At 32.3% G+C, this 11,025-nt stretch carries 10 protein-coding genes and 2 pseudogenes; 3 read left to right on the forward strand and 9 right to left on the reverse strand.

Annotation, left to right across the window (positions count from 1 at the left end; translation table 11 throughout):
* Positions 1 to 638 precede the first annotated feature (638 nt).
* Positions 639 to 854, forward strand: a complete 216-nt coding sequence (locus ORL93_RS30080) for a hypothetical protein (RefSeq protein ID WP_003209789.1) — start codon at positions 639 to 641, stop codon at positions 852 to 854.
* A gap of 101 nt (positions 855 to 955) precedes the next feature.
* On the opposite strand, the gene ORL93_RS30085 is transcribed toward ORL93_RS30080, so the two are convergent.
* The 3 genes and pseudogenes from ORL93_RS30085 to ORL93_RS31650 form a co-directional block, all read right to left on the reverse strand.
* Positions 956 to 1,174, reverse strand: a complete 219-nt coding sequence (locus tag ORL93_RS30085) for a hypothetical protein (RefSeq protein WP_003209791.1) — start codon at positions 1,172 to 1,174, stop codon at positions 956 to 958.
* Positions 1,175 to 1,624: 450 nt separating this feature from the next.
* Positions 1,625 to 2,134 (reverse strand): hypothetical protein, encoded by a 510-nt coding sequence (locus ORL93_RS30090; RefSeq protein ID WP_265960268.1) that lies wholly within the window; start codon positions 2,132 to 2,134, stop codon positions 1,625 to 1,627.
* Positions 2,135 to 2,388: 254 nt separating this feature from the next.
* A pseudogene (locus tag ORL93_RS31650) lies at positions 2,389 to 2,552 on the reverse strand (DUF3967 domain-containing protein); the annotation flags it as partial.
* A gap of 343 nt (positions 2,553 to 2,895) precedes the next feature.
* On the opposite strand from ORL93_RS31650, the gene ORL93_RS30095 reads away from it, so the two are divergent.
* Positions 2,896 to 3,654: a CsxC family protein gene (locus ORL93_RS30095; protein WP_097793932.1), complete on the forward strand. Its 759-nt coding sequence runs from the start codon at positions 2,896 to 2,898 to the stop codon at positions 3,652 to 3,654.
* A 448-nt stretch (positions 3,655 to 4,102) separates the two neighbouring features.
* On the opposite strand, the gene ORL93_RS30100 is transcribed toward ORL93_RS30095, so the two are convergent.
* Together ORL93_RS30100 and ORL93_RS30105 are read right to left on the reverse strand one after the other, a co-directional pair.
* Complete coding sequence (locus tag ORL93_RS30100) at positions 4,103 to 4,459, reverse strand: hypothetical protein (RefSeq protein ID WP_006096968.1); 357 nt, start codon at positions 4,457 to 4,459, stop codon at positions 4,103 to 4,105.
* Between the two features lie 224 nt (positions 4,460 to 4,683).
* Positions 4,684 to 5,105 (reverse strand): annotated as a pseudogene (locus tag ORL93_RS30105) (DUF3967 domain-containing protein).
* 846 nt (positions 5,106 to 5,951) lie between these two features.
* Between ORL93_RS30105 and ORL93_RS30110 the strand changes: the two are divergent.
* Complete coding sequence (locus tag ORL93_RS30110) at positions 5,952 to 6,137, forward strand: hypothetical protein (RefSeq protein ID WP_018783725.1); 186 nt, start codon at positions 5,952 to 5,954, stop codon at positions 6,135 to 6,137.
* A gap of 312 nt (positions 6,138 to 6,449) precedes the next feature.
* Here the strand turns inward: ORL93_RS30110 and ORL93_RS30115 are convergent, their stop codons facing one another.
* The 4 genes from ORL93_RS30115 to ORL93_RS30130 all read right to left on the reverse strand — a co-directional run bounded on the left by ORL93_RS30115 (position 6,450) and on the right by ORL93_RS30130 (position 10,715).
* A complete protein-coding gene (locus tag ORL93_RS30115; RefSeq protein ID WP_097793933.1) occupies positions 6,450 to 7,058 on the reverse strand; it encodes a DUF3967 domain-containing protein in 609 nt (202 codons plus the stop codon).
* Between the two features lie 537 nt (positions 7,059 to 7,595).
* Positions 7,596 to 7,700, reverse strand: coding sequence for a YjcZ family sporulation protein (locus ORL93_RS30120; protein WP_000505684.1), 105 nt, complete (start codon positions 7,698 to 7,700; stop codon positions 7,596 to 7,598).
* Between the two features lie 687 nt (positions 7,701 to 8,387).
* Positions 8,388 to 9,044: a replication protein gene (locus tag ORL93_RS30125; RefSeq protein WP_040118690.1), complete on the reverse strand. Its 657-nt coding sequence runs from the start codon at positions 9,042 to 9,044 to the stop codon at positions 8,388 to 8,390.
* 216 nt (positions 9,045 to 9,260) lie between these two features.
* Complete coding sequence (locus ORL93_RS30130) at positions 9,261 to 10,715, reverse strand: plasmid recombination protein (RefSeq protein ID WP_265960269.1); 1,455 nt, start codon at positions 10,713 to 10,715, stop codon at positions 9,261 to 9,263.
* Positions 10,716 to 11,025 lie beyond the last annotated feature (310 nt).

An 11,025-nucleotide genomic window follows, 5' to 3' on the forward strand; every position in this document is an offset into this window, starting at 1 on the left:
ATGTAAGTTCATTATTCCGCAATTATTTATAAAAATTATCATACAAATGATCTGTATATCAAAGATGAATTGATGTGCAGATCATTTGTGTGAACAAAGTCCCTTTAACATTATGAAGGGACTTTTTTAAATTTCTACATACTTGAGGTGCCGTCACATCAACATCAAGTTAAAAAACTTTTTAATGTTTTAAAAGTTCTTTATTATTTATGATAAGTACGAATGTAAACTTTTAGATATTTGTTTACATTCAAATCCTCTAAAACATTGACTTTATCCCAATTCCCCTGATATCATCAAAAACAAATAAAAAAGTATACATTCAAATCAAAGCAAAACCTCTGGTCCAATCACTCTTTCTACATAATTCATAAGTTAATGTAAAAGGGGGTAATCCTATAATAGCTTTACTACAATTAATTAGACCATCCGCATTTAGAGCTGTAAAAGCATTTAACCAGAATGTACTTACAACACAAATTCAACAGATTACGTATGAAACTAAACAATTTGATTTAAAAGATGAGTATAATATATCCGATTCAACCTTTATTCCTAAAAGAAAAGGAGTATATGCTATTACTGCAGGTGCAGCATTTCTTGCTAATATTCCTTTTGATAATCCTCGTACTACAACCATGTTAATACGTGTAAATGATATCGATATTGTTAAAGAAGATCACTATTTCGTGCCAAAATTAGTTAGACGACCTCATGCAGTAAGAGTAAGTACTATTCTACAATTAAATAAAAGGGATAAAGTTCAAATATGGACAATTATTAGCGGAGGAAATATGACTATTTTGAATAACGAAGGAACACATTTTGAAGCAGCTAGATTTTCATCTCCATAAAATTTCATCAGTATAATCATAATTAACTAAGAATAATCTTTTTATTTTTAGTTATAAAAATAAAAAAAGAGCTTTTAAAAAAGCTCTTTTTTTCTATCTAATTATTCAATTCGAAGTGCTAAAATATCTCGACAATCTAAAACAATTACAGTTCCTGGTTCTGTTTCATTATCTACAAAAGTTGCACAAAAATTTTCTGGATTGAAATTAACAAAAATAACGTCTTCGATTGTATTCCCACTTAAAAAAATATCTACTTCTGTACCTAATTGTAAAACCGCTAACTGATCACATACGCATTTATCATGATCATTAAACATTTAAAAACATCCCCTTCTAGAAATATAGAATTCATTCTATTCTATGTTTAAATACAAGAAGAGCTTGTTTAATAACCTATATTCCAAAGAGATAGTATTTTTGGTTATGATATATTTTCATACATAGTTTTCTTCGGAGGTCGTGATTCCATAAAACATACTCCTCTCTCATTAAAATGTACTGCAATACCTGCATTATTGATTTATGTACCTATAAGGTAGGGTATATATAATTGCTTGTATCAATATAGGATACAAGCATATTTGGCATGCAAATATAAAGAATAAAGAGAGAAATAACGATATATACTATATTCATGTAAGATTTACATAACACACTTATCAGCAGTCCATGTATCTAGAAACCTAGAAAAGTCCCTTCATCTTCTGAAGGGACTTTTCATTCACATAATCAGTGTGATTGGTAGTTAAGAAAATAAACTTATTTTATTATGTTGGAGATGAAAATCTAGTAGCTTCAAAATGTGTAGTTGCAGGATCTGAAACGATTTCACCAACTACAGAACTTTGCACAAATACCTGTACTTGATCTCCTGTATTTAACTGAATGTTAGTAGAAACAGATACATCATTGTCAAATGGGATTGTACTAAAGAAATCATTATCTCGGGCTACGTCAGTATTGTTTACTCTGATGGCTATTCGCACTCTATAAGGATTGGTGAAAGTAACAGGACTAAATTGAACACTTGCAATAATAGAATATATACCTTTTATTTCTGGAATAAATGTGGAAGTAAAAGTACTATGTTCATTTATTAGATCATATTGTTCATTCGGATATAAAACTTGCACATCGGTGTCTGCAGGAACAGGTATAGATGCATTAGTAACATCCCTAACAGCCCTGAATGCTGATTGTGGTGTTGATCCTGAAGATCCCTGAATGGGAAGTGGAAACTCACAAGGATTGAAATGCAATCTATTTTTTGATGACATAAATAATCAAGCTCCTTTGTTTAAATTTAATATATTAAATGTAAAACGAGCTTGTTTTTCTTGTATACTTGTCTCTACTTGTCCAAAGGAAAGCAATACTATATATCGTATACATATAAAGTTTACATAGCCTATCATTATCGGTAGTATCCAAAAAAAGCTCGTTTATCTTGTTTCAAATAAAAAGCCAGCTTTTCTTTTTATCATTCAATTCTAATTTATTTACCAAACAGACGACTCCAAAGTGATTTCTTCTGTTCTGAAGCTGCTACGTCTTTATGAAAAAAATTCTAGAATTATTGTTGCCGCGATCAAAAGGTTACCCGGCTTCCTCCAGAGCAAGGCAATATTTACACAAAGTACTTGAGCCAATCCCCAAGTTCTTGGCTACCTCAGATCCCCAATAAGTTTGAGCTATAGTTACATTTTCTATAAGTTACTCTTCACTTCACGGTACAATTGTTCCTTCTACCCCCATAACAAGAAAAGGAACCTATTAGTAGGTTCCTTTTCTTGTTATGGGAGATTTATTTAATTATATATAAGTGTAAAACAAGTGTCCGACGCTCGTTCCACACTATAATATATGCTGTCCTATTCAATATAGTGCAATCAATTTTAAGTATCTAATTTAGTTTTTCTTATTTCAAAATGAGAAAAGTAACTATTATACAAGCCCGCACACAAATAGATATATTAAATATCATATTAAAGTAGAAATGAAAACACTCAAAAAACAAAAATAAATGGAGGTTTTTTAATTGAGTGAAAACAAACACGATCACAATAAAGATTGTAAGGTTAAAGCAGAAACACAAATTCCGTTCAGTGATACTCCAGCAACGCCTGTTCTTACAAGAAATCCAATAGTTAAAATTCCAGTTGTATTAGCAGAAAGAACACTTCAAATTGTAGTAGAAGCAAATATCCCACTTTGTCCACCAGCAGTAGAAATTAAAAGAGTGTTAAAAGATGTATTTTTACAACAATGTAAACTAGTACCTGTTGAATATGAACCAATTAATGAAACAGGGTATTTACGAGTAACAAGAGCAAAATTGTTTGTAGAAGGTTTTATTCGTAAAAATATTGAATATGCTGCTAAAGACTGCAATGGCGTGATTCATGATAAAATTGCAAAGGTTCGATTCTCTGGTTTTGCTGACTTAACTGCAAATGACTTTTCTTCTAACCCAATCATAGCTTTTTCTTCAGAAAGTAAAGCTCGTTTTATTAATCCAAAAAACACTGATGTTCCTCGTCTAGACAAATTCTTCTTTGAAAATAATGTTTTCTATAATGAACAACCATTTTGTGAAATAATTAGTGCAGAATTTTATGAGCTTGACTTCTCACCATGTGATAATGATCATGATAAACATCATGAAGAATCATGTGGTAAACATCATGAAAAAGCATTTGACCACTTACGTGAAAAAATCGTTCTTGATCTTACTTTGAAAGTATTACAAACTCAACAAGTAAGAATTGGTGGAACAACTGGACAATCTAGCTGCTAATTAAAAATTCTCATTAATATTCTTAAATCAAGTCAGTTATTTTGCAACATTTCATGCACTAAAAAAAGGAGAATCCCATATTCCTTTTGGGATTCTCCTTTCTTATTTAAAGATTGCTCACACAAATGATCTGTACATCAATTCACTTTTAATATACAGATCATTTGTATGATAATTTTTATAAATAATTGCGGAATAAACAACTTACATAAATGCTTTTAAAAGCTCTTGTACGAATGGAATGATTCCACCTACAAATTTTAAAACTGCCATTGCGATTTCCATTTTACTTCCTCCTTTATTCTCATATTAAGATTTTGTGAATCCTTGTACCTTTATTATAGTAAGCGCTTACAAAAATAGCAATACTTTTTTATAATCTATGATTTTTAACAATTAAATAAAGAGAGTTGGTTATCTAAAAAGATAACCAACCCCTTATTTAATATTAAAGAATCTGCGTTAATTCTGTATTCAAAACTCGTTGTGCAGTAATAATAACACCCTGAGGAGTTACTCCATAAACACTGTATAAGCCACCGTTTTGATTAGGGACAATTTCAACTTCATATTGTTCTGCTTGTCCCAAAGTAGAGTGAACTAAACTTAGAATTACAAGAGCAGAAGCATTAGCAGCTACAGAAAAGTTTCTCTGTTCAATTAATGTTCTTGTACCATCAAGTCTAAAAGATCGAAGTACCCCAGTAAGTGTACCTCCAGTACGATTGAGGATTTTAACCTTAGCTCTATTTGCATTAGCAGGCTGATTTCCTACATTTTCAATTGGACCAGTAGTGAAAGGCATTTTAAAATTCACCTCCTACTAAATTAAATAATTAGTAATCTACAGATTACATTATTATAATATTCAATACTTAATTAAAATGCTCTAAAACAATTAACCAATTTGTTTTAGAAATAAAAATTAGATTTACACAACCTATCAATTATTACTAGTAAACAAAAAGTTCACTTCTTATCTTTTTTCAAATAAAAAGTGAACTTTTCTTTCTATTATTAAATTCTAATTTATTTACCAAATAGACGACTCCAAAAAAATCTCTTTTGTTCTGAAGCTACTATTAGATGCTTGCTATCTTGTATTTCTTTTAATACTTGCATTAATTGAGTATCTCTTTGTTCTTCTCTTATTATCCTTTGAGCATCATTTTCCTATAAAAATTTGCTTTGCTGATCTAACCTTTGAATCAATTCTAAATTAAGTTGTTCTAATCGTTCTATACGTTCTGTTAATGCTTTTATGTGTTCTGTATCTGCTACGCTATCTGTAGCAACAGTTGCTAAGTCTTTATGAAAAAAATTCTCGAATTATTGTTACCCCGCTCAAAAGGATATCCGACTTCTTCCAGAACAAGGCAATATTTACGCAAAGTACTTGAGCCAATACCTAAGTTCTTGGCTACCTCAGATCCCCAAAAAGTTTGAGCCATACTTGTCCTCCCTCTACTCTAAGCTGTTCTATAGTTACTACATAGTGTTTTCCTTTTTTAAAAAGGTAACACCTTCTTTTTAAAATTTAAAGAAAAGTTTTTATTAGTTTTTACATCTATCAATTTAATAATTTATACAAAATTTTATACAAAAAAAAAGAAAATAACGAGGATTCCTGAAATCTCCGCTATATCAACAATGTATAAAATCCTGCAATAGAGGGTTTTCTATAGAAATTTAACATAGGTTAATAAACAAGCATTTTTCTTATTAAAACATAGAATAATATAACTCGTATTCGAAAAGGAGGTATAAAAAATGGGCTGTAGTAGCAACTGTTCGAAGCGTAGTAATGATTCTTGTAAATGTAAGCATGATAGTCATTCTTGTAAATCTAAATGTCATAGTAATTCTTGTAAATGTAAGAAAGATAAGTTCCGTAGATGTTGTTTTATTTGTTTTCATTGTGATCGCAAACACCAATAAAATAGTTCAACATTTTTAGTTTTTGATGAGAAATTATATAAAAAGCTTATCCCCTTGTAAAGAAGGATGAGCCTTTTATATTTGTTATCAATAATAAGACATTATGTTAACCTCACATGTATGTTTATTCATATCCGTTTTTCACAATTTAAAGATAAAGATTTTTATATACGAAGAAAATAAAATTCTACATAGAACTTCATTATGTGTTAACAACTGAACCTAATAGTCCAACCAAATCATCGGGTGATACCCCAATATAAATTGGTTGATACATATCTAGTCCCAAAAAAAATATATAAACATATTGTATTATAGTACAACTCTTTAACAAACACTCTAAAAAAGGAGCTATCTATATGCTTGAAGACAAATCTAAAGTTAATTACCCATATGAATTTACCGAAACTATAACAACACCAATTAAAAAACCAAATTATACAAAATTTAAAAATAGTACAGACACACAACCTCTTACTATTTCAAAACATTACGTTGAAAAACGTCTATACTCCGTAAGAATCGATACTCCTAAGAACAAATAATCAAAATTCATTAAGAAAACACGCCACACATGTATGTATAGCGTGTTTTCCTTGCTTTTGGGCAAGAGTGCTAGCCCCCAAGAACTTCGCGTTATATGGAATATAGGGCAAAAGAGAATCTTGAACGGATACATTAGCAGTTCGGCTCGTATAATTGCTTATCCAAGGCAGGACGGATATTGCTTGCTTTTGGTCTCTCCGCTTGGCACAATAGCACATGACCCGTTCCTTGCGGAATTTTTAGATATATATATAGTGAAAAAGGAAAAATACAAAAACTCAATAATATCAAGGGTTTAAAGATTCAAAAGATTATTTCCAAAACTCATACCATTTCTTATCTTTACTTGCTGCAATCATCTTCTTAACTTCCTGGACTTCCCTTATTGTTTTTATTAGCATTTCATCACGGCCCTGGTTCTTCGCCATGTCTTCGCTAGTATTCGTCGCTATAAGTACCTGGGATTCCTGTATCGTTTGTATAGCGCTCAATAACTCTGATTCTCTTTGTATGAATCTCTGGTCTTGCTCAGTTAATCGTTTGGTTAATTCCTGGAGCAAGTCATTTTGTTTTTCAATGACTTCTTTTTGATCTTGAATCATCGTCTGTAGCGTTGTAGCGTTGAAATCCGGTTCTTCATAGCGCTCAACTTCATGTCGATCCAATGGCAATACTTCAACACCTTGATGCCATGATACAATTTGCTTTGTGGCATTTTCTAGTGTCATATCTGTGTCGTTCTTTAGGTTTATAATCTTACGGAATACCATTACATCACTTTCTCTATATTTCCTATGCCCACGCTCGTTTTTTATGAAAGTGTAACCCTCTTTTTCTAACACGTCTGCATACTTACGTAATGTAGATGATTGGATAGCTAATTGCTCCGCCACGTCACTAGGACTATAAAACGTCTTCATAGCGTTTCACCTCAAAAATATATTCGCTATAGCAATGATATACCCTTTTTCCTAATAATTCACGTATCACTTGTTTGTATTTTTAACTTCCATAATCTTCACAGGAGTAATGTATTTAGTTCATATTACAGCCCCAAGCTTAGGGACACATATCGATTTTAAAATTAGATACTCCTTACTTCTCAATAACAACATCAAAATCTTTTTTATTTATACAAGATTTTATGCAAAAAAAGAATAGCGGGGATCCCTAGAGTTCCCGCTATTTCAACAATGTATAAAATCCTGCATATCGATTTTACATAGGAAAAAAGAAAGAACTTAATAAAAGCAAGGATTCCCCTTTGTCCTTGCTACCGATAATGATGCGTTATGTTAACCCAGCATGAATCTTTATTCATCACCATTTTCCACAGTTTAAAAGGACAACTTGTACCCATCTTTTGAATCCGGAGACCCCCAATTTTAACTCCACATCATATAAATATTTTTTTCATCAGAAAAGACACCTTTACAAGTGTCTTTTCTGATTGTTTTTTAGCAGAAGCAAGCAGCTCCAACTATGATTAATAATATAAAGAGCACAACAAGTAATGCGAATCCTCCAGCAAAGCCGCCACCACAACTACCACCAAAGCCCATAATAGTTCCTCCTTTAGATAAGAGGGGAAAACAAGGGGTCACTCATGTGTTTTAACGGATTCACATTATTTTATGTCTTTAAATAATATACGAGCAAGTCTTTTAAGAAATAAAAAAAAGACACTCTAATGAATGCCTTTCTTCAATGTAATCAGCATATGACCACACCCAAGGTTTTAAAACACCCTTTGCTTTTTGGCTAGAGTGCTGGCTCGTCGTGTGGGGACGAAACCCCACGTATTACGTATCAATTGTTTGAATAAGAGCTATTTTTGAACGAATGATCTAAGCGGTTCGGCTCGTATACTTGCTAGTCCAAGTCGAGAACCATTGTTTTGCTTTTTGTCTGTCGGCTTGGCGAAAAAAGCACACGAGCCGAAAAAAGTTTTGCAAGGACATAATAAAAAAGAAAAGACGGTAGTCTTTAGGTGAGGATTAACGAACCGCCTTTTTTATTATGAAGGTGGAGATTTTTGAGCGTTTTTTGCTCAAAAATACTACCTGTTCCTTGCGGAACTTTTAGCCATATATATAAGAGTGAGAAGAGCAAAGTGAAGAAATCCAATAATATCAAGGGTTTATAAGACATAAGGTGTTAAAAAAAATTAACACCTGTGTTAATTTTTTTTAACACCTAAAAAATGGATAATCATATGTGAAAAAAGATGTCAATATAAAAATTGACATCTAAAATAAATAAATTGGTAGTTTATGTTTTTTCTTATTACCTTCGATTTTGATATTACGTAGCGCTTTTGAAAAAATTTGTTGAGTTGCTCTATCAATATCATCTTTAGGTGAATTACATAATATATTGGGGTTAACAAACCAAGTTCTTGCTGAGCAAGCCCTTCCATCTTCAGTTATTACACCTGTTTCTGCAACTCCTAAAACTCCTTTTTCAAGCAATTCATTCATCATTTTTGAAATAGAAGTCCTTGTTTTCCCTAATTTCTTAGCTAAATAACTAGGAGACGCTGTATTCGGTTTTATATCATCATCTTCATTTTTTTCAACAATAACATTTGATTTAAATTCTAGAAATCTTGAAATATCAAATAAAAATGCTTTTTCTGGTTGAGTTAAATAACCAATTTCACATAAATAATCAATATTCTCTGTAATCATTTGGACAAATCTCACCCGATCTGTAGGTTTTTTCTTTTTACCAATAAAATACTCTTCTCCACCAGACATTTTACTTAATACTTGTAACATAATGACCCTTTCTTCTTCAGAAAGTCCACCACTACCTTCAAGTTTTTCATAAATACTATTAATTTTACTATCTCTTTCTTTTGCCTTTTTTTCAGCTTGTCCAAAATCAATATTTTTTTTTGTCATATGTTAATTCCTCCTTAATTGAGGGGAATCAACAAAAACACCTATTTTTTGCTATTTGATTATAAATCAAATTATGATAATCTATAATCAGATAAATGAAGTTTAGGTATTTTCGTAGAATACCCTATGAAAAGAGTCATGTTCCCGCATGACTCTTTTTTTCATTCTATCACGTTTTCAATAACCTTAAAGATAAAAACAAAGTTTCTTTATTTTTTACCGATCTATGTCCAATCCACTATGTCTATTCATTTCTCTTTTATGTTCACGTTCAAAGTGATTATCTATTCCCTTGCTATCCAATTCATTTTTAACAATCCCTCTAAACGCCTTAAATTGCTCTTTAAGAACTTTTTTCGTTTGTACATATAAAACTCTTATATTCATCTGTAAACCCTTTATATAAGCTCTTAATGAGCTGATTTCTCTATTTAATACACCAACTTCTTTCTGTAACTGACTTTTTTCTCGTTTCAATGTTCGATTTTCTTCCATCCACCCCTCTGCATGCACTTTTAAACTTTCATTCTCTTTCACAAAATCTGTTTCTCTCAAACGCTCATAATCTTTTTTGATAATAACAGCTGCATTCACTTGTTTTGTAAATTCTTGATATTGTTCCGGTGATAATACATAATTTCTTGTCTGTTTCTTTTTGATTTCAGCTTTCCCAAACATTTTATCTTGTACTTCTGTTATTACTTCTCTACGCAAAAATGGAACTTTAACAGGTTCATTTGGTACTTGATCCGTAGCACTATCCAATTCCATTTGCTGTTGTTTCACCTTTTTTTCTAACTCTATATATCGCTGACCAATCAGCTGTAACTTTTCACTTTCATTTTTTACTTGTTGTTCCACTGCTTCTAACTCTTTGTATTTATCAGCTACATGTGTTTTCACCATCTGTAATTCATTTACTTTTTCTTCAGCATGTTTCATATGATGGTCAAAAACTTCTAACTGCATTTCTTTTTCATATATTTGATTCTCAACGGTGGATTTCATTTCAGCATATTCCTTGTATTGACGGACTTTCATGTACTTATGTGAACCTACATTCGCTCGTTCAAATTCTGGAATTTGTTCTTTGGCCAAAGATTCAATATAAGCTGTTTCTGATTGTCTCCAATTTGCAATTAACTCCGTCCCTTTTCCTTTTACGCCTTGTTGTTGCAAGGCTCTATCCATTCCGACACGCCTCGTTAATCCTCGACTACTTTCGAAATTCGGTACATAGTTAATATGTAAATGCGGATTTGCCTCATCATCATGTAAAACCATGTTATAAACTGCTAGATTTGGATTTCGCTCTTGAAACGCCTCGGCATACTGTTTTAACGCTTCCTTTTTGGCTTCCCTATACTCTGGGTCATCTTTGCCTTCCCCAATCGCTACAACGAGTTCTCGTTGCTCATGTGTCTTATCGTCTTTATGTATTTTGTCATAGTAGTCATCAATCTTACGGTCATTTCGTTTTTGTTTCTCGTTATACTTATCGACCGCTTTTTGAAAGACATCCTTGTATACACTTCGGATGTCCTTTTGAACAAAGAAAATATTCTCATCTAATCTGTCCGGATCTATGCCAGGATTCCCATGAATATTTTCTCTGTTATTATGGCTCAATGAACTTTGGTGAGATTGATTAAATGAGATAGAACCCAACATAAAATGCCACCACTTTTCCTAGATTAATTGATACCATTAGTCTAGCAAAGCGACAAAATGGAGTCAATTAGAGTAACCCTATACGTATTTTGACGCTAACGCATCAAAATCGATAGGGGTCTGCGACGCTTTTCGGCTTTGCCGAGCCATGCACAGCATGGCAAAAACAAACCTTGGGCTTTACCCAAACCCACTGGGGAACTCTTCCCCAGACCCCATCCATCGAACACCCCAACCCCTCAATCCTTGAGGGGCTCCCTCGCCGGTTGGCAGGGTCAAAAGGGTACCTTTTGACAACCACAAGAGGGTT

The sequence above is a fragment of the Bacillus sp. DHT2 genome, from assembly GCF_026241455.1.
In the GTDB taxonomy this organism is placed as follows: domain Bacteria; phylum Bacillota; class Bacilli; order Bacillales; family Bacillaceae_G; genus Bacillus_A; species Bacillus_A pseudomycoides.